This window comes from Pseudoalteromonas sp. APC 3691, assembly GCF_030408135.1.
Classification (GTDB): domain Bacteria; phylum Pseudomonadota; class Gammaproteobacteria; order Enterobacterales; family Alteromonadaceae; genus Pseudoalteromonas.
On record NZ_JASDCB010000068.1, the window covers coordinates 1 to 22,816 of the forward strand.

The 22,816-nt window shown below is 38.2% G+C and carries 27 protein-coding genes and 3 pseudogenes; 24 read left to right on the plus strand and 6 right to left on the minus strand.

The genetic code is table 11. The features are described 5' to 3' along the window. The 8 genes and pseudogenes from QL998_RS17205 to QL998_RS17240 form a co-directional block, all read left to right on the plus strand. Positions 1–183 (plus strand): annotated as a pseudogene (locus QL998_RS17205) (ISAs1 family transposase); the annotation flags it as partial. 96 nt (positions 184–279) lie between these two features. Beyond that, positions 280–909 carry a uracil phosphoribosyltransferase gene (upp, locus tag QL998_RS17210; protein ID WP_002958676.1) on the plus strand — a complete coding sequence of 210 codons (630 nt, stop codon included), beginning with the start codon at positions 280–282 and terminating at the stop codon, positions 907–909. 10 nt (positions 910–919) lie between these two features. Next, entirely contained in the window at positions 920–2,158 is a 1,239-nt protein-coding gene (locus tag QL998_RS17215; protein ID WP_182681634.1) for a uracil-xanthine permease family protein, read from the plus strand. Between the two features lie 145 nt (positions 2,159–2,303). Next, positions 2,304–4,049 carry an HAD-IIB family hydrolase gene (locus tag QL998_RS17220; protein ID WP_290193151.1) on the plus strand — a complete coding sequence of 582 codons (1,746 nt, stop codon included), beginning with the start codon at positions 2,304–2,306 and terminating at the stop codon, positions 4,047–4,049. Then, the gene (locus QL998_RS17225) at positions 4,042–5,262 is read left to right on the plus strand and encodes a glycosyl transferase (RefSeq protein ID WP_002958673.1); all 1,221 of its coding nucleotides are present in this window, start codon (positions 4,042–4,044) and stop codon (positions 5,260–5,262) included. The genes QL998_RS17220 and QL998_RS17225 overlap by 8 nt, the downstream gene beginning before the upstream one ends. A gap of 55 nt (positions 5,263–5,317) precedes the next feature. Continuing rightward, complete coding sequence (locus QL998_RS17230) at positions 5,318–7,096, plus strand: sugar phosphorylase (protein WP_290193152.1); 1,779 nt, start codon at positions 5,318–5,320, stop codon at positions 7,094–7,096. A 168-nt stretch (positions 7,097–7,264) separates the two neighbouring features. Next, positions 7,265–7,654 carry a cytochrome b562 gene (locus QL998_RS17235; RefSeq protein ID WP_290193153.1) on the plus strand — a complete coding sequence of 130 codons (390 nt, stop codon included), beginning with the start codon at positions 7,265–7,267 and terminating at the stop codon, positions 7,652–7,654. Positions 7,655–7,737: 83 nt separating this feature from the next. After that, positions 7,738–8,124: an OsmC family protein gene (locus QL998_RS17240; protein ID WP_008170108.1), complete on the plus strand. Its 387-nt coding sequence runs from the start codon at positions 7,738–7,740 to the stop codon at positions 8,122–8,124. A gap of 62 nt (positions 8,125–8,186) precedes the next feature. On the opposite strand, the gene ykgO is transcribed toward QL998_RS17240, so the two are convergent. Together ykgO and QL998_RS17250 are read right to left on the minus strand one after the other, a co-directional pair. Continuing rightward, complete coding sequence (gene ykgO, locus QL998_RS17245; protein WP_002958669.1) at positions 8,187–8,321, minus strand: type B 50S ribosomal protein L36; 135 nt, start codon at positions 8,319–8,321, stop codon at positions 8,187–8,189. Beyond that, positions 8,318–8,584 carry a type B 50S ribosomal protein L31 gene (locus QL998_RS17250; protein WP_024591730.1) on the minus strand — a complete coding sequence of 89 codons (267 nt, stop codon included), beginning with the start codon at positions 8,582–8,584 and terminating at the stop codon, positions 8,318–8,320. Before QL998_RS17250 ends, ykgO begins: the two co-directional genes overlap by 4 nt. A gap of 241 nt (positions 8,585–8,825) precedes the next feature. Between QL998_RS17250 and QL998_RS17255 the strand changes: the two genes are divergently transcribed. Next, positions 8,826–9,095 (plus strand): hypothetical protein, encoded by a 270-nt coding sequence (locus tag QL998_RS17255; RefSeq protein WP_007580861.1) that lies wholly within the window; start codon positions 8,826–8,828, stop codon positions 9,093–9,095. A gap of 61 nt (positions 9,096–9,156) precedes the next feature. On the opposite strand, the gene QL998_RS17260 is transcribed toward QL998_RS17255, so the two are convergent. Beyond that, positions 9,157–9,630, minus strand: coding sequence for a hypothetical protein (locus QL998_RS17260; protein ID WP_290193154.1), 474 nt, complete (start codon positions 9,628–9,630; stop codon positions 9,157–9,159). A gap of 81 nt (positions 9,631–9,711) precedes the next feature. Between QL998_RS17260 and QL998_RS17265 the strand changes: the two genes are divergently transcribed. Both QL998_RS17265 and QL998_RS17270 read left to right on the plus strand, forming a co-directional pair. Beyond that, positions 9,712–10,011 (plus strand): PadR family transcriptional regulator, encoded by a 300-nt coding sequence (locus QL998_RS17265; RefSeq protein WP_182196517.1) that lies wholly within the window; start codon positions 9,712–9,714, stop codon positions 10,009–10,011. Between the two features lie 399 nt (positions 10,012–10,410). Next, positions 10,411–10,890: a hypothetical protein gene (locus QL998_RS17270; protein ID WP_024595984.1), complete on the plus strand. Its 480-nt coding sequence runs from the start codon at positions 10,411–10,413 to the stop codon at positions 10,888–10,890. Between the two features lie 22 nt (positions 10,891–10,912). Here the strand turns inward: QL998_RS17270 and QL998_RS17275 are convergent, their stop codons facing one another. After that, on the minus strand, positions 10,913–11,800 hold the full coding sequence (locus tag QL998_RS17275) for a LysR family transcriptional regulator (RefSeq protein ID WP_290193155.1): 888 nt from the start codon (positions 11,798–11,800) through the stop codon (positions 10,913–10,915). Positions 11,801–11,916: 116 nt separating this feature from the next. Between QL998_RS17275 and QL998_RS17280 the strand changes: the two genes are divergently transcribed. The 6 genes and pseudogenes from QL998_RS17280 to QL998_RS17305 all read left to right on the plus strand — a co-directional run bounded on the left by QL998_RS17280 (position 11,917) and on the right by QL998_RS17305 (position 16,823). After that, positions 11,917–13,089, plus strand: a complete 1,173-nt coding sequence (locus QL998_RS17280) for an MFS transporter (protein WP_076924782.1) — start codon at positions 11,917–11,919, stop codon at positions 13,087–13,089. Positions 13,090–13,246: 157 nt separating this feature from the next. Next, positions 13,247–14,062, plus strand: a complete 816-nt coding sequence (gene dkgB / locus QL998_RS17285) for a 2,5-didehydrogluconate reductase DkgB (RefSeq protein WP_076924781.1) — start codon at positions 13,247–13,249, stop codon at positions 14,060–14,062. 79 nt (positions 14,063–14,141) lie between these two features. Then, positions 14,142–14,429, plus strand: coding sequence for a putative quinol monooxygenase (locus tag QL998_RS17290; protein ID WP_002958660.1), 288 nt, complete (start codon positions 14,142–14,144; stop codon positions 14,427–14,429). A gap of 440 nt (positions 14,430–14,869) precedes the next feature. Then, positions 14,870–15,214 (plus strand): hypothetical protein, encoded by a 345-nt coding sequence (locus tag QL998_RS17295; protein WP_024606141.1) that lies wholly within the window; start codon positions 14,870–14,872, stop codon positions 15,212–15,214. Between the two features lie 310 nt (positions 15,215–15,524). Then, positions 15,525–15,928 (plus strand): annotated as a pseudogene (locus QL998_RS17300) (hypothetical protein). 130 nt (positions 15,929–16,058) lie between these two features. Beyond that, positions 16,059–16,823 carry a 2-keto-4-pentenoate hydratase gene (locus QL998_RS17305; RefSeq protein WP_182196523.1) on the plus strand — a complete coding sequence of 255 codons (765 nt, stop codon included), beginning with the start codon at positions 16,059–16,061 and terminating at the stop codon, positions 16,821–16,823. An 8-nt stretch (positions 16,824–16,831) separates the two neighbouring features. On the opposite strand, the gene QL998_RS17310 is transcribed toward QL998_RS17305, so the two are convergent. Further along, entirely contained in the window at positions 16,832–17,485 is a 654-nt protein-coding gene (locus QL998_RS17310; RefSeq protein ID WP_182196552.1) for a DUF6058 family natural product biosynthesis protein, read from the minus strand. Between the two features lie 171 nt (positions 17,486–17,656). Here QL998_RS17310 and dapA point away from each other — a divergent pair, with 171 nt between their 5' ends. The 7 genes from dapA to QL998_RS17345 all read left to right on the plus strand — a co-directional run bounded on the left by dapA (position 17,657) and on the right by QL998_RS17345 (position 22,630). Continuing rightward, positions 17,657–18,574 carry a 4-hydroxy-tetrahydrodipicolinate synthase gene (dapA, locus tag QL998_RS17315; protein ID WP_290193156.1) on the plus strand — a complete coding sequence of 306 codons (918 nt, stop codon included), beginning with the start codon at positions 17,657–17,659 and terminating at the stop codon, positions 18,572–18,574. 118 nt (positions 18,575–18,692) lie between these two features. Continuing rightward, complete coding sequence (locus QL998_RS17320; RefSeq protein ID WP_182196527.1) at positions 18,693–19,406, plus strand: beta-ketoacyl synthase chain length factor; 714 nt, start codon at positions 18,693–18,695, stop codon at positions 19,404–19,406. Continuing rightward, a complete protein-coding gene (locus QL998_RS17325) occupies positions 19,399–20,181 on the plus strand; it encodes a lysophospholipid acyltransferase family protein (protein ID WP_290193159.1) in 783 nt (260 codons plus the stop codon). Before QL998_RS17320 ends, QL998_RS17325 begins: the two co-directional genes overlap by 8 nt. Beyond that, positions 20,178–20,435, plus strand: coding sequence for a phosphopantetheine-binding protein (locus QL998_RS17330; protein WP_007580830.1), 258 nt, complete (start codon positions 20,178–20,180; stop codon positions 20,433–20,435). Before QL998_RS17325 ends, QL998_RS17330 begins: the two co-directional genes overlap by 4 nt. A 21-nt stretch (positions 20,436–20,456) precedes the next feature. Next, positions 20,457–20,702 (plus strand): acyl carrier protein, encoded by a 246-nt coding sequence (locus QL998_RS17335; RefSeq protein ID WP_002958648.1) that lies wholly within the window; start codon positions 20,457–20,459, stop codon positions 20,700–20,702. Positions 20,703–20,706: 4 nt separating this feature from the next. After that, the gene (locus tag QL998_RS17340; RefSeq protein WP_290193157.1) at positions 20,707–21,273 is read left to right on the plus strand and encodes a hypothetical protein; all 567 of its coding nucleotides are present in this window, start codon (positions 20,707–20,709) and stop codon (positions 21,271–21,273) included. Then, entirely contained in the window at positions 21,266–22,630 is a 1,365-nt protein-coding gene (locus tag QL998_RS17345; RefSeq protein ID WP_290193158.1) for an AMP-binding protein, read from the plus strand. The genes QL998_RS17340 and QL998_RS17345 overlap by 8 nt, the downstream gene beginning before the upstream one ends. 89 nt (positions 22,631–22,719) lie before the next feature. Here QL998_RS17345 and QL998_RS17350 read toward each other — a convergent pair. After that, positions 22,720–22,816: pseudogene (locus QL998_RS17350) on the minus strand (IS5/IS1182 family transposase); the annotation flags it as partial.

Sequence of the window (22,816 nt, forward strand, 5' to 3'; positions counted from 1 at the left end):
GATGAATCGAGAATACGCAAACTTCAAGGGCCATTAATGTTTAATGTAATGCGAAAGATAGCCATGGCGCTTTTTAAACAAGATGCATCTAAGTCAGCAAGTATGGCGAGGAAAAAGAAAATGGCAGGGCTAGACGATGATTACCGCTCAACCCTGCTAGAGTCTGGGATTAAAATGCGCTAGCCGTGCACGATGTATGAAAATCTCTTTAAAACTACAGGTCAAATGACCTTTTTTAATATAAAATACTGCAAATTCTTGTATCAGTAGGTTTATATCATGGCAATTCACGTTATTTCTCACCCTCTTGTTCAACATAAACTAGGCCTAATGCGAGCGCATGGTATTAGTACTAAAAGCTTTCGTGAATTATGTTCTGAAGTTGGAACCTTATTAACTTACGAAGCAACTAAAAACCTACAGTTAGAAGATAACGAAATTACAGGCTGGGATGGCAATAAATTAAAAGTAGAGCATATTAAAGGTAAAAAAATTACCGTAGTGCCTATTTTGCGTGCTGGTCTTGGCATGATGGACGGTGTTATGCAGTTATTACCGGCGGCTAAAGTAAGTGTGGTTGGTCTTGAACGTAACGAAGAAACGCTAGAGCCAGTACCATATTTTGAAAAGCTAGTAGGTAATATTGATGAGCGCTTAAGCTTAGTTATTGACCCTATGCTTGCAACAGGTGGCTCAATGATTGCCACAATCGATATGCTTAAAAAAGCAGGCTGTAAAGAAATCAAAGTAATTGTATTAGTAGCTGCACCAGAAGGTGTGGAAAAAACACTTACAGCACATCCCGACGTAGAAATATTTACAGCCTCTGTAGATAGCCACTTAAACGAAAAGGGCTATATTATCCCTGGTTTAGGCGATGCGGGCGACAAAATATTCGGTACTGTTTAGGAGTCTTTAAGTGCAAAATAATGACACCTTTTCAATAAAAACCATTTTAACAGGCGCGCAAATGCTGTTTGTAGCATTTGGTGCGCTGGTATTAGTGCCACTTTTAACGGGCTTGGATCCTAATGTTGCGCTTTTTACCGCTGGCATTGGTACTTTGCTGTTTCAGGTAGTGACTAAAGGCCAAGTGCCTATATTTTTAGCTTCATCGTTTGCTTTTATTGCACCCATTATTGCCGCTGTGCAAATGTGGGGCGTGCCAGCCACTATGGGCGGCTTAATGGTAGCGGGCTTTGCTTATATGCTTTTAAGTTTATTAGTAAAGTTTAAGGGCGTTGCAACGCTTCATAAAATTTTACCGCCTGTGGTTGTAGGCCCTGTAATTATGGTTATTGGTTTAGCGCTTGCACCTGTTGCTGTAAATATGGCGATGGGTAAAAGTGGCGACGGCAGTATTCAAATTATTGATTACAACAGCGCTATTTATATTTCGTTGTTCTCGTTAGTGGTTACGCTTATTTTTGCAGTGTGGGGAAAAGGCGTATTTAAGCTTATACCTATTCTGGCAGGGGTTGTTGCGGGTTATTGTTTATCGCTTGCAATGGACGTTGTGCAATTTGACGCAGTAACTAACGCACAGTGGTTTGCTGTACCAAACTTCACATGGCCTGAGTTTAAATGGCAGGCTATTTTGTTTATGGTGCCTGTAGCAATAGCACCTGCAATTGAGCATATTGGCGATATGATGGCTATAAGCCAAGTAACCAATAAAGACTTTTTGAAAAAGCCTGGGCTTCACCGTACTTTGTTTGGTGATGGCCTTGCGACGTCTGCTGCATCATTATTTGGCGGCCCGCCTAACACAACTTACTCAGAGGTAACGGGAGCAGTTATGCTTACCAAAAACTTCAATCCTAAAGTAATGATGTGGACAGCCATTATCGCCATTATTTTAGCCTTTGTTGCTAAAATGGGATCTGGCTTACAGACTATACCTGTACCTGTAATGGGCGGCATTATGATTCTACTTTTTGGCTCTATTGCTGTAGTGGGTTTAAATACATTAGTTAAGTCGGGCGATGATTTAACAGCACCACGTAACTTAAGTATTGTTGCACTTATTTTGGTGTGCGGTATTGGCGGTATGCATATAGGTGGTAGCCAATTTAGTTTAGAGGGCGTAAGTTTATGCGCTATTTTAGGCATTGTGCTCAACCTTGTATTACCTAAGGCGCAGCCTCAAGAGAGTTAATAGTGCACGTAAGTTAAAAATATTGCACCAAAATAGCGCATTTTCAATGCGCTATTTTTTTAACCTACTAATAAATATATAAAAATAATAATGGTCTATTACCTGCATTTAATTTCCAGAACGCATCGTATGCAAAGGAGTTACTATGTCAGAGGCCAATATTGTGGATATAACCCCGTTTTTAGCAAAACACCAACTGCCTTTAAAGTATCAATATTTGAGTGAGCAATATTTTGTTCCACTTGCGCATGACATCCTCGAATCTAAAAAAACAAATACTCCTATTTTTGTTGCCATAAATGGATGCCAGGGCTCAGGAAAAACAACACTCGCAGATTTTTTAGTTACGTGGTTTTCTAAAAACACACCACTTAACAGTGTAGCATTGTCAATTGATGACTTTTATTTAGCAAAACAAGCACGTACTGAGCTTGCCAAAGACGTACATCCTCTTTTTACTGCTCGCGGAGTACCGGGTACTCACGATGTAGCGTTAATGAATAGCACAATAACTAACTTACTGGCAGGAGAGGTAAACGTACCGCTTCCCCGTTTTAATAAACACGAAGACGACTGCGTGCCAACAAGTGATTGGCTAACAAATGAAAAGCCAGTTGATATTGTTATTTTAGAAGGGTGGTGCGTGGGCAGTGAGCCACAACCGCTGTTTTCATTGAGTGAGCCGCTTAACGAGTTAGAGCAACAGTTTGATAAAGAAGGCGTTTGGCGCCGCTGTGTAAATAGCTGTTTGGCAAATGAATATAAAGCCGTTTTTAACCTAATTGATTATACCGTTATGCTAAAAGCACCGAGTTTTAGTGATGTTTTTACATGGCGACAAGAGCAAGAACAAAAGCTAATAGCCAAAAAAGGTGAAGGCTCAGGCACCATGACTAACGAGCAATTGGTGTATTTTATTTCTCATTTTGAGCGCATTACGCGTGAGAACTTAAACACACTGAGCGCTAAAGCAAATGCTTTAATTGAACTTGATAGCAACCGAGATATTAGCGGTATGCACCTAACAAGTGATGACACCCTTCAACCTATTATTTTTACAGATTTGGACGGTACATTACTCGATCACGCCGATTACAATACAAATAATATCAGTGAGTTATTACAGCAGCTGCAAAATGCGCATATTCCTGTGGTGTTTAATACCAGCAAAACTTTTTGTGAAGTTATAGAGCTTAAAAACGATTTAAATATTCAACAGCCTTTTATTGTCGAAAACGGTGCAGCGGTATTTATTCCAGAAGACTATTTTGAATTAAAGCCAATTGGTTGTAAAAAAGTAGGCGCTTATTGGTGCTACGCAATGGCAAAGCCGTTATCGAGTTTATTAAATGATTTAAATACTTTAAAGGCGGATTATAAAGCGCATTACAAATTGTTTAGTGACTTATCGAGTGAGCAAATTTCAGAGCTTACCGGGCTAAACGATGCACAAGCAAGACGCGCACAAACTCGCGATTATTCAGACCCTCTTTATTGGTATGGCAACGACGAATTACTCACCGCCTTTGTAAATGATGTAGAAGCACTCGGTTACGATATAAAAATTGGCGGACGCTTCATTCATATTGCCAAAAATACCGATAAAAGCGCTGCACAGCAGTGGTTAGTTAAACAGTTTACCCATCATTTCAGAAAGCCTCTCACGGTTATAGCACTGGGTGATAGCGATAACGATAAGCAAATGTTAGAACACGCAAATATCGCCATTATTATTGCCAATCCGGCGAGTAAAAAGCCGGTTAAATTGTCGCACAACAAAGCACGATATTCTCAATCACCAGCACCGCTGGGCTGGATTGAAGAAATAACGTCGTTGCCGTGTATTAGCAGTATTTTAAGTATTTCTGAGGAGCAAACATCTCATGGCTGATTTTTACCAAAATGGCATTATTACAACACTACATAATATTGCCGACAGACCAATAGAAGACCTAGAAAAAGAGCTACTTACTTTTAGTAAGCAGCGCCCAATGGGGTTAATACTTCCTTCGCTATTTAGTGAACTTGAAGGCCCTGCGCTGCAAAATATAGTTAGTGAATTACGCGAAGTACCATATTTATCACAAATTACGATAGGCTTAGATAGAGCCGACGAAGCACAGTACCGTCATGCACTAGGCTTTTTTAAAGAGCTAAACCAAAACCATAAAGTATTATGGAACGACGGCCCACGCTTACAAGCACTAGATAAAGAATTACAAGAGCTAGGTGTTGCACCACGTGAGCTGGGTAAAGGGCGTAATGTGTGGTATTGCATGGGTTATAAATTAGCAACAGCAGAAGTGGAATCTATCGCGCTGCATGATTGCGATATTTTAACCTACGACAGAAGCCTACTTGCTCGCTTAATTTACCCCGTTGCGCATCCGCGTTTTAACTATGAATTTTGTAAAGGGTTTTACCCGCGTACTGCTAATGGCAAAATTAATGGCCGTGTATCGCGCTTATTAGTAACGCCATTGCTTCGCTCATTTAAAACAATTTTAGGCAATACCGACTACCTTGAATATATGGACTCTTTTAGATACCCACTTGCAGGTGAGTTTTCGTTTAGACGCGATGTATTAAACGATATTCGTATCCCAAGTGATTGGGGCCTTGAAATAGGTGTACTGAGTGAAATGTATCGTAACTATTCGCATAACCGCTTGTGCCAAGTAGATATTGCCGATAATTACGATCATAAGCACCAAGAACTTTCACTTGATGACCAAAGCGCAGGCTTGTCTAAAATGTCGATTGATATTACTAAGGCATTGTTTAGAAAGCTGGCGACTCAAGGTGTTACTTTTACCAGCGAAACAATTCGTTCATTAAAAGCGACTTATTACCGTATCGGTTTAGATTTTATAGAAACGTATCATAACGACGCGCTAATGAACGGGTTAACGCTTGATGTACACCAAGAAGAAAAAGCAGTAGAAATGTTTGCACAAAATATTATGGAAGCAGGGCAACACTTTTTAGAAAACCCAATGGAAGCGCCATTTGTGCCAAGTTGGAACCGTGTTGTATCTGCAATGCCAGACGTACTTGAGCGCTTAAAAGAAGCCGTAGAGCTAGATAACGAAGAATATAGTTAACCTGCGTGCAGGTTAACTAGCCTATAAGTCTAAACAATAAATATTAGGGGCGCATGTGAGCACAGTTAGCGAATTATTTTTACAACGAGTAGAGCAACATCTTCATATTATTTATGAGGGTGTTGAGCTGCCTTTATCGGTTACTGAGCTTGCTCAGCAACTCATTAAAATTATACTAGGTAGCAATGCACTGCGCGACCCGACACCCCATACAAACCGGTGGGATGAACAAGATATAGTATTGATTGCTTATGGCGACTCTATTATAAAACACGACGATAGTGAATTTGCCGTATCGAGCCCAATAGAAGCACCGCTTAAAACGTTGCACCGCTTTATAAAAGAGCAGTGCGATATGCAGCTAAATGCCCTGCATATATTGCCATTTTACCCGTACAGCTCAGACGAAGGCTTTGCCGTAATGAACTACGTGCAAGTTAACGAGTCGTTGGGTGATTGGGGAGATATTCAAAATATCGCTAAAGATGTAAAGCTAATGGCAGATTTAGTTATAAACCATTGCTCAAGCAGAAGCGTATGGTTTGAAAACTTTTTGAATGATTTACACCCGGGTAAAGACTACTTTAAAACGGCGAGCGTAACGGATGATTTAAGCCAAGTTGTGCGTCCGCGTACGTCATCGTTATTAAATACGGTAACAACGCCAAGCGGCGAAAAGCACGTATGGTGTACGTTTAGTCACGATCAGGTTGATTTTGATTTTGGTAATCCCGATGTGCTTAAAGAGTTTGTGGGAATAATTCGTCATTATTTAGACAATGGCGTACGTTTGTTTAGGCTTGATGCGGTTGCATTTTTGTGGAAACAGCTTAATACAAGCTGCATTAACTTACCGCAAACACATGAAGCCGTAAGGCTAATGCGAACACTTATTGAGCACGCAGAGCCTAGTGTAGTTATTATTACCGAAACTAATATTCCAAACCAAGAAAACCTATCGTACTTTGGTAACGCCAATGAAGCGCACAGTATTTATAACTTTGCACTGCCACCGTTATTGCTACATACATTATTAAGTGGTGATAGTGCAGCGCTTAAACATTGGATGATGAGTATGCCGCCTGCGCAAAATGGTACGGCATACTTTAACTTTATAGCCTCGCACGATGGAATAGGGCTTAGGCCAATTGAAGGTTTACTACAACCTAGCGAAGTGGCGTCATTAGTAAGTACAACTATGCAGTTTGGTGGTCGTGTATCTATGCGTACAAGTAACGATGGCACACATACACCATACGAGCTAAATATTGCGTTATTTGATGCAATGCAAGGTACGCACAATGGCCCAGATAAGTTTGGCCTTGAACGGTTTATGTGTGCTCACGCAATTATGTTTGCGCTTGAAGGTATCCCAGGGCTTTATATTCACAGTTTGTTGGGTACAACTAACGATTACGAACGCTTTGAAAATTCACAGCATAACCGTGCTATTAACCGCCATCGTTGGCAAGAATCAAAGCTACTGGCGGCAATTGGTGAAAAGTACAGTCATCATCATAAAGTGTTTAACGGCATAAAAAGTTTATTGGCAGTACGCAAAAAGCAAAGTGCCTTCCACCCAAATGCTACACAGTTTACGCTGCATTTAGCAGGGGGATTATTTGGTTTTTGGCGACAAAGTATAGACAGACGCCAAAGCATATTTTGTGTTTATAACATTAGCGATAAACCACAAACACTTACATTAGCCGACTTAAACTTGATTAACACCCAAAAGTGGTTTGATTTGGTAGCAGATAAAACGATTGAAGAAAGCCAATTAACAATAGAGCTAGAACCATACCAAAGCGTGTGGCTGAGTAATATTAAATAAATGCTAACACTTTAAAAAGTCTGCAAATGCAGACTTTTTTATTACCTAAATTCTATGGTTGTTTACTGTAAAGCCCCTTTACAGTACTTAAAAGTTCACTATTTCTGTTGAGTTACTTTTATCAGCATAATTGATACAATTAGCCCTCTTCTATTTATAGGGTTTTTCATGAAGTATTTTTATTTAGCTATTACGTTACTATTTAGCTCGTTGGCTTTAGCCCAGCAGCCTGTCGATCTTGAAATAAATATGAAAAATACGGGCCTTGCGTATAAACAAGCCGTACAGGCAACTCAACTTAGTGAATTTAATACTGCGATTGATGAATTTATAAAGCTAGTAAAAGTAAGTAAAACAGGTAAGTTTTACAAAAAGCCTGAGCAGTCATTGCAGGGCCTTGATAAAGTGATTGCCCAAGCTGAACTTGCTAAAAAAGCAGCGAACGAGCAGGGGCTAAGTGCGGCAAAAGAACCGTTAAAAAATATAGATAATTTACGTAAAAAATATCATGAGTTACATGAGCCTCCTGGGTTTTTTGAATTACTGTTCGGTTCATGAATCTAAACTATACGTATCTTTAGTAGCTACTTTTAAGCTAATCGCGTGAAAAGTATCTGCGGTAATAAATATAAGGAAACACAATGGAAATTTCAGTTTCAATGCTAGAAGGCCAAAAACAAAGCGCTAAATTTGGCGACCTAGAAGTAATAAGCGATCAAAGTGTAAACGCAGGTGGCAATGCAGAGCATCCAGAACCGTTTGATTATTTTTTAGTAAGTATGGTTTTATGTGCAGGTTTTTATGCGCGTAAGTTTTGCGAGCAGCGTGATATTTCAACGCAAGGTATGACGCTTACTCAAAATAACGAAAATGTAGATGACAACGGTAAAAAGCTATTTTCAATTGAGATTAACTTACCAGAAGGCTTCCCTGATAAATATAAAAAGGCGCTTATTGCAGCCGTTAATACCTGTACGGTAAAAAAAGTAATTCAGGCAGTGCCAGAGTTTTCAGTAGTGGTAAAATAATCCCCCTAAATTAGGTAGCTTAAGCAAGCTACCTAATTATAAGTTGAGCATCCCCGTTTAACTTATTTCTTTTTCATTCCTTGTACTGCTTTAAAGCGTGGGTTGTTTTTACAAATTACAAATACGCGACCTTTGCGTTTTACAATTTGACACCCCGGACGTTGCTTAGCACTTTTAAGAGAGCTTAATACTTTCATACCTTTTCCTTTTTAACAGTCGATAAACTTTTAAAACGACGATTAAACTGCGCAACGCGGCCATCTGTAGCGGTTGTTTTTTGCTTGCCTGTATAAAATGGGTGCGAGTCACTTGATACATCAATAGGTACGTATGGATATGTATTACCGTCTATTTCTATTGTGCGGCTCGTTTTTATGGTTGAGCCAATAATAAAGTAAGAATCGGCAGCGGTATCGTGAAAAGCAACCACGTGGTAATCAGGATGAATATTTGGTTTCATAATACGCCTCAATAAATGATATGTGATAATGTATCATTCGAATTTAACGTATTTATTTTCCCAATGCAAATTATTTAAATGTTCCTCAAAAAGGCCGTAATTGCTGGCTATTTGCGCAAACAAATCAAAAAATAAGCACTTGAATCAAAAATGCTGGCTATTGGCGTTTAGGCTGTTATAACTATATTTAAGAGTTAAAACGTTAACAAATACGGTTATAAAGTTATTACAGAGGTTATGTATGAGTGACGCAACACAACAACAAGAACAAATTGATCAAGGGGTGATGGAAACCCTAAGAGAGCGCGACCACAGTACCTTGGCGCAACAAGTAAATCCTTTAACCTGCAACCACAATGATATTGTAGAGTTACTAGCAAGATATATGGCACTAAGCGAGCAAGAAGATGATGAGCTGTTTGATGATTGGTTTGATAATCTAACTAAAGAGCAACATACTGTTTTAAAAGTATTTGAAGTTTACCGCGGACAATATGAGCACCAAAATTAGTTGTAAAGCTATTTCATTATTAAGTAGCCGCAGTTAAACAATTACAGCTACTTTCATTAATTTAAAACGTTAGGTCGAACAGGGCTTGATTATTTATATAGGCTTTTTTCTCGGCCGCATGACACGCCATACATGCTCCTTTTGCAATATTAAAGGCGGTTTTATGGTCACTAGGTTTACCGTCAAGTAGCGAGGTTTGAACTTTTTTCCACAAACCACTGAATAAAATTGCATTAGCGTTGTGTGCACGTGCAGGGCGTTTTAGTGTTCCATTGTGAATGGTTGTTTTAATTTTACGCCACTGATACTCCGCAAACTCCGGGTTGTTCCTTTCAACAGCCTCATGCATTTTTTCAAATCGTTGACCAACCTCTAACATGGGTTGATCAAAGCCTCGCAGGTATTTTTGTATAATAGCAAAACGATCTTGCTCAGTTGTTTGATTGAGTATCCAATCATTTTGGTTTTTGGCGATTGAGTTAAAGCTAGTAGCGAAGGGAAAAAAGCTAGATGTAAGAAAGAAAGATATTCGCATTACTGTGCCTGTTTATTTGTTGATATCGGAATTCGATATTTGTGAATAAACATATAAAACACAAGCTAAAAGAGGTTCACATTGAAGCACAAAGAGTTATTTAGCGGTTTTATTCGCTTACATGTTTTATATCATGCTGCTAAATCGCCAATATACGGAGCATGGATGATAGAAGAGCTTGCTGAACACGGTTATAAAATGTCGCCGGGCACACTGTACCCAATGCTTCATAGTATGCATGGCAAAGGCTATTTAGAATGTGAAAAAAAGATTCATGATGGGCGTTCTAAAAAGTACTACTCATGCACACCACTTGGTCTTGAAGCATTAGCCGAAGCAAAAAACAAATTAAAAGAATTAAAATTAGAAATTAAAAGTTAGCTATTGTTTAGCTAAAGCCTGTTGTTTATAAGCTCAAACGTGGTTTTATATAATTTAAGAATGCTGCAATTAGTGGCAATATCACACTATTTGTATAATATCAGTTGCATTAAATTAATGATCTATTATGGCGTTAATAAAATAGCGAAATAACAAGGTAGAAATTTAACATCTAGTTGTTCTCGGCAATTGCTCTATCTCCTGCATCCTCGCAGGCGTATTGTATAAAATCATGGCCTTCCTTGTGCGTGAAATTAAGTAAAATAATGATTTGTGGTTAACTTAAGACCTGTTCCTGGTTAAAATACAGATGGTTGCTTTATTACTCATATTTGGAATGATAATTGCTTCTTTAATTATAAAAATAAAGTCGTCAATTTTTAGACACATGAGGCAAAAATGAATTTTGGAACTCTTTCTTCACAGTTATACAATGACAATAGCTATTCGAATCTAAGTAATTTAAATAAAAACACTGTAAAAACGGATGATCCTAGTAAAAGTCCAGAGGCTAAAGCAGACTCTTCTTTAAATAAAGACGCCGAAAAAACTACGAGCTCTACTGCAGCTACTGAAGACGCAAAGTCTATCATTAGCAGCGAAACAGAAGATTCGAGTGACAATTCAGCAGTTCAAATGAATAAAGCGATCGAGTCAATTAAAGATTTACAGAGTAAAATAAGAGAAATGACCAATAGTTCTGATACGCCCACAGGGGAAGCGATAGAAGAGCTAAGCGAACTTAAAAAGCAACTCGATAGTGAGCTATCGTCGATACAATTGACAGTGCGAAAAAATGTATCTACTTTAATGGATTCAATGTTTTCATCATCTTCAGATAATAAAAATTCAGGTTTGCTTTTTAATAACCAAGCATAATTTAACTTGCTTTTTAATATAGTTATAAGCTTAGTCGTGGCTTTATAAAATCTAAAAAAGCCACAATTCGAGACGATACCGCACTGTTTTTATAATACACGGCTTGTACAACCTCTCGGTTATTAGGAGAGCTAACTGCACTGGGTAACACTTCAACTAATTTACCTGTTTTTAGGTCATTGCCAATCATAAAGTGAGAAAGTAGCGCAACGCCTTGGTTTGCAATACATAGTTGGCGCACTGTTTCGCCGCTGCTTGCGCTAAGTGAAAACGTAAATAAAGCGGGCTTTACTAACGGCCAAGTGTTTAATTTAGGGGAGTCACTAAAGCCAATTATCTTGTGATTTTGTAAGTCATCTATTTGCGTAATTGCTGTGTTGTTTTTTATATATTCTGGGCTGGCTACAATACGTAACTGGCTGCTGCCAAGTTTACGAGCATGTAAATTTGAGTCTTTTAAATCACCAATACGTATGGCTAAATCGGTTTTATGTTCAAGTAAATCAATAATGCTGTCGTGGGAGGTTATATCAAGCGTTATGTGGGGGTATTGTTTGGCAAATTCGCCAATTAAAGGCGTAAGTTGGTGCAATACAAAAGGGCTTGCAGCATCTATTCGCAGCTTGCCACTTGGCGCTTGTTTTAAAAGCTTTATGGCCTCTTCACCGGTATAAAGCGTATTTAACCCTTCACGCGCAAATTTTATAAAAGTATGGCCTTCTTCGGTAAGCTCTAATCGGCGTGTTGTTCTGTTTAGCAAAGTGCATTGCAATGTATTTTCTAGGCGTGATACCGCTCGCGACACTTTAGCCACCTGTTGATCGAGCAAATTAGCCGCTCCCGAAAAGCTTCCGCAATCTACTACCGTTATAAACGTTTCTAAATCTTCAGTTTTTGAATGAACAGCCATAAGTATACCAACACCATCTTTGCATTATTAACAAAAGTATTTTGTCACTAATGCTATTTTTTGCAAACGATATTTTAGCCAAACTACATTCTTCAAATATTAATGAGGATATAACTATGCCATTGGCTTTGTGGGCGCTTACCTTAAGCGCATTTGCAATAGGAACAACTGAGTTTGTAATAGTGGGATTAGTACCCACCATTGCAAACGATTTAGGCGTAAGCCTACCTTCAGCGGGTTTGCTTGTAAGTTTATATGCGGTTGGCGTTGCTATTGGTGCACCGGTGCTAACAGCTTTAACGGGTCGTTGGAATCGTAAAGTGGTATTAATAAGCTTAATGGGCTTGTTTGTACTGGGCAACTTACTTGCTTGGCAAGCGCCAAGTTACGAAACATTAATACTTGCGCGCATTTTAACGGGGCTTGCCCATGGTGTATTTTTCTCAATCGGATCGATGATTGCCACAAGCTTAGTAAGTAAAGACAAAGAAGCCAGTGCAATTGCGATTATGTTTACCGGGCTTACTGTAGCACTAGTAACTGGTGTGCCATTAGGTACATGGATTGGCCAGCACTTTGGTTGGCGTGCTACGTTTTTAGTTGTGTCGGTATTAGGCTTAATTGCATTAATTGGCAGCTCTATTTTAGTACCAAAAAACTTAAAACAATCAATACCTGCAACGTTTAAAGAGCAACTACAAGTAATCGTAAAACCGCGTTTATTACTCGTATATTTAATGACGATATTGGGCTATGGCGGCACGTTTACAGCGTTTACTTATTTAGCACCTATTTTAGAGCAACAAACAGGTTTTGCGCCTTCGGCTATTGCCTTAATAATGCTTGTTTACGGTGTATCGGTAGCAATAGGTAATATTTGGGGTGGAAAGTTGGCCGACAAACGCGGCCCAATTAGCGCACTGAGTATTATATTCAGCGCTTTGAGTGTTATTTTACTGATATTTACCTTTACGATGGAATCAAAAATTGCCGCTGTACTTACTATTTTAGTCTGGGGCGCATTTGCTTTTGGTAATGTGCCAGGCTTGCAACTTTATGTAGTAAAGCAAGCACAAAAGCACACGCCCAATGCGGTAGATGTTGCATCAGGCTTAAACATAGCCGCATTTAATATTGGTATTGCACTTGGATCAATTATTGGTGGTAGCGTAGTAGAAAACATGACCCTACAAGATACAGCATGGATAGGCGCCGTTATCTCTGTTTTAGCACTTGGTGTTACACGTTACAGCGGTATGCTTGATAAACGTGAAATTCAGCAAGCGTAAACTATCTTCTGTTAAGGTTGAAACTAAAATTAATGACCTCATACCTGTTATGAGGTCATTAATTTTTAAGTGACAGTTGTAATAAGAAGTAAAAGGTGTATTTCGTAAAGCTTTAGAAGAGCTTGTTTTTAACCGATTATTTTATAAGGATAGAGCCATGACACAACGTGTAATTGAAATGCCAGATTTAGGTATGGGAACATTCCGTTTAGAGGGCGACACTGCCTATAACTCAGTAAAAATGGCGCTCGAAGTTGGGTTTCGCCATATTGATACCGCACAAATTTATGGCAACGAAGAGCAAGTAGGCCAAGCCATAAAAGATAGTAATATTCCGCGCAGTGAAATATTCTTAACTACCAAAGTGTGGAATAACAAATTAAATAAAAGTGACTTTATCCCAAGCGTTAAAAAGTCACTTGAAAAGCTACAAGTTGATTCGGTCGACTTACTGCTAATTCATTGGCCATCGCCTGCTAACGACGAGCCAATGAGTGAATACCTTACTGAATTACTAAAAGCTAAGCAGCTTGGTTTAACTAAACACATTGGTGTATCAAACTTCACCATTGCAAATTTAAACTTGGCTCAGCAAACGCTCGACTCGCGTGAAATATTTACCAATCAGGTTGAGGTTCACCCGTACTTAACTAATACTAAATTGCGTGCATTCTGTGCTCAGCACGACATTCATGTAACAGCATACATGCCATTTGTAGTAGGTAAAGTACTTAAAGATCAAACCATTATCGACATTGCTAAAAAGCACGATGCAAGTCCAGCACAAGTTGTTCTAGCATGGGTAAACGCTAATGGCATGACGACAATTCCATCATCAACTAAGCGTAAAAACTTAGAAGATAACTTTAACGATCACGTTAAATTAGATGATGAAGACATAGCCCGTATTGATGGTCTTGATTGCGGCGACCGCCAAGCAACACCAGAATTTGCGCCGCAGTGGGATCAGTAAACTTACCTCAAACGCAAAGTTAAACTAAATATTCTAAGGTGTAGATTATCTACACCTTAACTTTTAAAAAGGAATACACATGTTAACGGTTATAGCTGCACTGTCGTGCAAGAATATTGATGCAGATGTCATGCTTACAGCACTTGAAAACTTACAAAAGTCATCGCGCCAAGAAGTAGGGTGCTTACGTTATGAATTATCGGTAAAAAGTGATGATGAACATACAGACTATGTAGTTAGCGAACAATGGGCGTCTGATGAGCACTTTGAAGCGCATAAAAACGAGCCACATTTTAAAGCGTTTGGTACGCAAGTTACTGGGCTTTTGACCAATAGTAGTATTGATGTGTATAAATCAATAGGTTAAATTCTTTTTATAGTGCCTATTATTGTACGTATTAAAATACTTAGCTAAATTACATATTATAAAGTAAATACCCAAATAGGTGCTGTTAACCTACATCACCTTTTATTCTTCCACTCCAACCTACTTAAATACTCAACTTCCCCAATATCAATGAAACCTATCAGGACTCTTTTTTGTTAATGTGTAGGCGACGAAATCAAAAGAGGTTTAAATCTTTATTAAAAGTCGTTTTGGTATAACAACCCACCCAAATAAAGAACACATTTAATTTGTTGTTTACATTAAAGTACTCTGGTGTAAATATAGAAACACTCATGGGCACTGTTAAATGCCTTAGTCATGAAAAGTATAGTGATCGATATAACATCAATCACTAGCTGAAACTCACAGCCAAAAAACCTTAATAGCTTTAAGCTGTAGCAATTTATATGGAAATAATAATGAAAAAATTAATCGCCATTATAGCGTTGTTAGGCTTTGTTTCATTTGCACAAGCAAATGATAGTTTTGTAGTGAACGCCAAATTTTATGATAATAAAAACCTAATTGGCTCACCTACTTTAGTTGTAAACTCAAATGAAGAGGCATCAGTTTCAGTTAATAATTCGTATAGTTTTGCTCTTATAGTAACGCCAATTGATGATTCTACTGTTAGTTTAGCAACTGAGCTGAAGCTAGGTGGAAAGCACATGGCTCCCTCTTTAGTTGTTGAACTAGGCAAAGAAGCAAGTATCAACATTGATGGTAAAGAGCTTTCGGTTGTAGTAAGTAAATCAAGCAGTTAATAAGTTAATAAGTTAATAAGTTAAAAATTAGGAATGTAATTAATGAGAAACTCAAGAAATGAGATAGTAAAATACGGAGTATCCTTCGGTACGGCCTTAGCAATTGCTATTTCATGGAGTGCTAATGAGTCTGTGTTATGGGCTATTTTGCACGGTTTTTTATCTTGGTTTTATGTTATTTGGCATGTAATTACGCGATAAGTGTTTTCGCGGGTGCGCAGATTGATTATGTAAGCTGCGGTCAATGTTAATAGTCGAGCAATTATCATTTAAAACAATTAAGCTAAAAATATAAAAGGAATAATTAATAATGAAAGGTGCTGGTGGAAGCTCTGGTGGTATAGGGCATTTTTTATTGGTTTAATTATGATGTGCGGTGGCTTTTATATGCTGCTAAACGCAATTTCGGTGACCTCTAATTTTGGACTAAGTTCTCGCATTTATAGTGTTAATGCTTTAGGTGGCTTTGGCGTTACAGGCGGCATGGTTATGATCCCATTTATTTTTGGTGTGGGTCTGATTTTTTACAATTCTAAAAATATTTTAGGCTGGGTGCTATCTCTAGGTTCGTTAACCGCACTCATATTTGGCGTTATATCGAGTGTTCGATTTAGTATGCGAACTATGACATCGTTTGATTTGATTGTTATTATAATTTTAGCGTTTGGCGGCTTAGGGCTATTTTTACGATCGCTTAAATCTATTGATACTTAAATAATTACCGCGCTTTGTTTTAAATATAATTTCAATTATTGGCATTTAACATTATGTTCTAATGCCTAAATTAATAATGTAATCCTTCCTATTTACTGCTTAACCAGTAACGTATTTTAAAGAGATTTATGTGAACAACTCAATACAGCTAAAACTAATTGCTACTCACTTATTAGCACAAAGAGAAGAAAATCCAGCGTGTTCAAACTTTCCTAAAGAGTTAGTACTAGACACGACTGACGATGCAGTAGAAGTACAAAAGTTGATGATTTATTTAAATGATCAAACTGTATATGGCTGGAAGTGTATGCTGCCTTTAGATGATGGCTCAATTATATTAGCGCCTCTTTTACATGCACCTATAAAACAAGCTGAAAATTGCCCACTGTATACAACAAATAACAAAGCGCTGATAGAACCAGAAATTGCATTTATTTTACAAAGCGATTTACCAAGTAATAAAACTTATACAAATGAAGACGTGGATACGGCATTTGCCAGCGCCCATTTAGCACTTGAGCTTATTCAAAAAAGGTTTGATGAAGACACTCCAAGCACTCACATTGAAAAGCTGGCCGATGGTTTATCTAATCAAGGCGTGTATTTAGGCCCACAAATAGATAAAGCCAAAGCGTATAACGCAAATACTGTAAATATTAACGTTAAGCAAACTGAGCTGGAGTTAAACTTGGCAGGTGTGCATCCTGCAGAACTTGCGCAGCTTCCACTTTATTGGGCGGTTAATTACTTATCAGCAAAGGGAACTAATTTAAAAACTGGGCAAGTGTTTATAACAGGCTCTTATTGTGGTGTTGTTGAGCTTAATACAGATCAGTTAACCACGGTTAGTTACGAAGACTTAGGGTCTGTTAGCACTACGTTTTTATCAAAGTAAATTTAGCGTTACTTAATAGATAAATCATATTTTAAAATAAGCGCATCTATGTAACGGGTGCGCAAAGTGTGTTGTTTTTCATGATCGGCGCCATGCCCTAACGCTTTGTTTAAAAGCTTCATGGCGGGGTGTAGTTGTGCTCTTTCTTCTTGGTTTAAACTCGCTTTACTGCGCAGTTCTGTAATGTCGTCAACTAATAGTCTGCCAATATCTACCGAGACTATTTCGTCTATTAAACCATTCTGAGTAAGTACACCGTACTTACTGCATAAAAACTGTTGCCAAATTTGCTGTAAGTGCTCGTCTATTTCACAGCCAAATAGCTCTTCGCTAAACGTAAATCCTTGCTGAGCGAGCTTAGTTAGGCTTGCAGTATATTGCTGTGCAAAATAATTAAAAGCGTGGCTTGATGATTCTATTTTTTGTTTTAAAAGACCCTGCCCCCAATTAACACAGCCGCGCGGGTAATAGTCGTCATACTCTTCGCATTCATACAAGCCTGAATATGAGCTGCAGCTAAGTTGGCTTTTAATACAGTAACTTGGTTTTGGGAAAACACTTCGCTCTTGCCAAGCTAAAAGTGTATCTGCATCTATATTTAATGCTTGGCACAGTTCATCGGTGTTATAAAAATGAGTTGCTAAGTAGTCAGATAAACGCATAAAGCCTCTGGTATCGTTAAAAATAAAATACTGTTTATATATACAGTTGTTCATTTTGTATTACCAAACTTAATAATACAAGAGATTTTATAATTAAATGTAGGCTTACACCTCCAAAAGTACCCGCAATTATGTTACAAATAGCGCAAGTTTTATAAATAATGATTTTTTATGCGCACCCTAGAGAAAATTAAACAAGCAAGCCTTATTACAGCTATTAAAACGCCATACTTAGCAAACGGTGAAATAGATCTCGCAAAGTACGATGAACTCGTAGAAATACAAATTACAGCGGGCGTTGATGGCATTGTGGTCGGTGGCACAACAGGCGAAGGCCAGTTAATGAACTGGGAAGAGCATTTAATGCTTATAGCGCACAGTGCAAACAAGTATGGCGACAAACTGGTTATTGTTGGTAATACCGGTAGTAACAACACCCGTGAAGCTATTAAAGCAACTAAGTATGGCTTTGCCAGCGGTATGGATGCAGCACTGCAAATTAACCCGTACTACGGACGTACGTCAATTGCGGGTGTTAAAGAGCACTTTAAGCGTGTGTTAGATATTGGACCTGCCTTTATTTACAACGTAGCAGGGCGCACAGGTCAAGACCTAACACATGATATTATTGAGCCACTGGCACAGCACGAGCATTTTATTGGTGTTAAAGAGTGTGGCGGCAATGAACGCATAGCCCATTATGAGCAGCAAGGTATTGCATGTTGGTCGGGTAACGATGACGAAAGCCATGATGCGCGCCACACACATAAAGCGCACGGTGTTATTTCGGTTACATCTAACCTTATTCCTGGTTTGTTCCGTCAGTTGATGGATACTAAAAATGATGAGTTAAATACCTCATTACAACCATTAATGAACTGGTTGTTCTGCGAGCCAAATCCGATTGCTATTAATACCGCCATGATGATGACAGGTGCAGTAAACCCAGTATTTAGATTGCCGTACTTACCACTTAGTGATGAGCAGCAAGCTCAAGGCGAAGTGTTAATTAATGAGTTAAATAATAACGATGTTGTTGGCGGTACAGCTAAGTGTTTAAAGCAGAATGATATAGCTCTACTTTCATAATAATATGAGCAGGCACTGAACAACTCGTTAGTTCAGTGCCTTTTGTTAATGATTATTTACTTCTATTGCTAAAATCGGTAAAATTCCCTCCCTTATATCTTATAAAATATGCAGAGCTGTGAAATTTGTTGTTGAAGAACTCGCTATATGGATAAAGCCCGAACAGCGACAAATAAAAGAGAGTAATTGGTTTGATTCCTCTGTATTAAATCTTAGTTGGGTACCTGCTATGCAGCGACGCCGAATGACTTCCTTTATCAAAATGGCACTCTTTAGTGCTCATCAAGTAAGTACTCAAGGTAACTACGTTAATTTACCGAGTGTTTTTTCTTCTCGCCACGGCGATTTTCACAAAACGTCCAACTTACTTGTTGATGTAGTTAATGATCAGCCACTGTCGCCCACTGGTTTTGGGTTAAGTGTGCATAATGCCGCATCGGGACTTTTTGGGATAATACAGGGTAATACAAGTGCTACAAATGCTATTGCTGCAGGAGCCGAAAGCTTTATTTATGCACTAGTAGATGGCTTTGTTAGACTTGCTGATAACGATCAGCAACACATGTTAATAGTTCATACGGATGAGACTCTCCCCGATATTTACGCTCAGTATGCCGATGAACAGCAAATAGCACACTCTATTGGTTTAATAATAAGAGCGCCGCAAAAAGGCGAACCGCATTTTAGTTTAAACAAAGTATTTAATACGGGCATGGAAAAAAGCGACTTACCAATGAGTATTCAATGCGCTAAAGCTTTGTATGAGCGAAGCAATATATTACTTGTTCATAACACGCTTGAGCACGATTGGCAGCTTACATACCATGCTTAAAAATGTACAAAGGTTATGTGGGTTGATTTGGCGGATTATTGCTACTGCATTTTGCTTTTCAGTTTTTGGGGTTGGTGGTTTAGTATTAGCCTTTATTGTTTTTCCTGCTCAGCGCCTATTTCAAAGTGACTCAGTTAAACAAAAGATTAAGGCTCGAAAAACAGTACATTACAGCTTCAAATGGTTTGTTAGTTTAATGCATGTAACGGGCGTTATTCGATTTCATGTCAACGATAAAGCAAAAATTGAAGGCTTAAAAGGGCAACTGATATTAGCAAACCATCCTTCTTTAATTGATGTTGTTGTTTTAATTTCGGTAGTAAAAAATGCAGATTGCGTAGTAAAGGCGCATTTATTTAAAAATCCTTTTATGCGCGGCGTTATTAAAAGCACCGGCTACATAAGTAATGACGATCCACAGGAGCTATTACGAGAGTGTGAGCGCAGTTTGCAAAAAGGTAATAACTTAATTGTATTTCCTGAAGGTACACGGACAGAGCCTCACAAAACATTAAAGTTTAAACGGGGCGCTGCAAATATTGCAATTAGATGTCATGCGCCCATTACTACTTTTTTAATTAAAATGAAGCCAAACACTTTAACCAAAGGCACACCTTGGTATAAGGTCGCGCCATATCAGGCGCATTTTACAATGGGGCTTGCGAGCCAGCAGTTTAATTGTGCAACGTACGACAACGATATGCCAGCGATGCAATCACGCCAATTGACTAAAGATTTACAACATTACTTTACACAAGAGCTAAAAAATATATGAGCGAATTAAAAGAACAAATAAAACAACTGATTATCTCAAGCCTTGATCTTGAAGACATGACCACTGCTGACATTCAAGATGATGACGCTTTATTTGTAGATGGCCTAGGGCTAGACAGCATAGATGCATTAGAGCTTGGCCTTGCGATAAAAAAACAATTTGATGTGAAAATAGATGCAAACTCTGATCAAACTAAAGCGCACTTTGCCTCAGTTAATTCTTTAGCAAAATTTATTGAACAAGCACGTTCTTAATATATAAAAGTAGGAAGAAAGATGAAAACCGCTGCTGAAATTTATGATGTATTACACGGCATTTTAGAGAACGAATTTGAAATAGACCCAGAAGATATTAGCTTAGAGGCTAACCTGTACCAAGATCTTGATTTAGACAGTATTGATGCAGTTGACTTAGTTGTGAAATTAAGAGAAATCACAGGTAAAAAAATTGAGCCAGATGCCTTTAAGCTCGTGCGCACAGTACAAGACATAGTTACCGAAATAGAAAAGTTAGTTAACTAATACTATGTTAAAAGCAGTTTTAACAACGTTAATTATGATTTGTTTGGCTTGCTACCCTCTTATTGTGTACGTAGGCCTTACGCGTTTTAATAGTCAGTTTATTACAGTATTACTGCTATTTATACTCGGGGTTAGACTTTGGTTAAGCAGAGCCTTGTTTGATAAAATGCCGTGGTTAAAGCCAGCTACATTTTTAGCAGCCATTACTATTGTGATTTCCAAGGTAATGGATAGCGACTTAGGGCTGCGCTTGTACCCCGTAATCATTAATTTAGTTATGTTAATTGTGTTTGCGTATTCTTTGTACAAAGGGCCTTCTATTATTGAAACCTTTGCGCGTATCACTGAGCCCTCACTTGATGAAAACGGTGTAATTTATACAAAAAAAGTAACGCTAGTGTGGTGTATTTTTTTTGTATTTAACGGTGGTATTGCCCTATACACCAGTATTTTTAGTAGCCTAGAAACATGGGCTTTTTATAATGGTTTTATTGCTTACTTAGCTATGGGCACATTGTTTGCCATAGAATGGCTAGTCAGACAAAAAGTAAAAAGGAACGCCGGTGTTTAATGCTTTTCAAAGTAATGCGATAAGAACGTGCTTTAATCATACTGATAATGATATTTCGGAGCGTCAGTTTGTTAGTGATATAAACGAAGTTTTAGCTAAACTATCAACGTTAAACGCTAAATCATCAGTTGTTTTATACACCACAGACACTTACAAATTTGCCGTGTACTTATTTGCTTTGGCACTACACGGAAACACAGTGATTTTGCCGCCTAATGGGCAACCTGCAACGTTAAACTCCTTGCTTAAACAAACACCTTTTTTTATTGGTGAGTCTGAATTAGTAGCCGATTTAGAGGCTGATTTTTTAGATATTGGCACCCTAGTCAATCAACCTCGCTTTGTATCTATTGAAACAATTAAATGGCCTCAAGAAGGCACAATTGTTTTTTACACGTCGGGCTCGTCGGGTAAAGCCAAGCCAATTGTAAAAACGTGGCAGGTAATAAATAAAGAATTAAGTACATTAATTAATAGCTATGCACTGATTGATAATCCTATTTTTATAGCGAGTGTTTCGCATCAGCACATATACGGCTTATTGTTTAGATTATTGTGGCCATTGCGCGCAGGAAAGGTTGTTAATACAGAACTACTGCACTACCCAGAACATGTAGCTAAAAAGCTCAAGTTATTTAAAAAAGTAGTCTTTGTTTCAAGCCCTGCACAGTTAAAGCGGTTATGTATTGATAATGTTTTAGTGGATGATAAGTCTCATTTACAATGGATTTTTTCATCAGGTGGTCCGTTATTAAGCGAAGATGCTGTATCGTTGTTTACGCAATTAAATAAACCAGTCACACAAGTTTTTGGTAGTACCGAAACTGGTGGTATTGCATATCGACAAGTTACTTCACTTGAAAAGGTTAGCCTTTGGCAGTCATTCTCGGGTATTAAAGTACGGGCTTTAGACGATCAGCGTTTAATTTTAAACTCGCCGCTTGTTCGCGATAAAAATTACCCTTTAGATGATAGAGGCGAAGTGCTTAAAAATGGTCAATTTAGATTACTAGGCCGATTCGATCGAATTATAAAGTTAGAAGAAAAACGATTAAGTTTAGATGAGCTAGAACAACATTTGTGTACTAGTGAGTGGGTAAGTGAAGCTAAAGTAATCGCCTTGCCTGGTGAGCGATTAATTGTAGGCGCCATTGTTGTACTTACACCTAAAGGGAAGGTGTTTTTTAATAGTGACGGTAAGTTAGCCACAAATAACTTATTAAAGGCGCATGCATTAGCGCGCTTTGAGCGAATTTGTATCCCTAAAAAGTGGCGTTTTGTCGATCAATTACCATACAACTCACAGGCAAAGTTAAATTTAAAAGCATTGGAGAGTCTTTTTGCAAAAGTTGATTAAAACACAGCCTGATTTACTGTCTTGTGAAAAAGCAGTACAAAAGTATAAATTAAGCTTACTAGGGGCTGTTGATCTTTGTAGTACATATATCAATCAGCCCACATTGGTAGCCACATCATAGTAAATGCTAAAGCGAGCATTGAATGATAATTTCGTTCAAGCTTTTCATACCGCGTGGCTATCCCT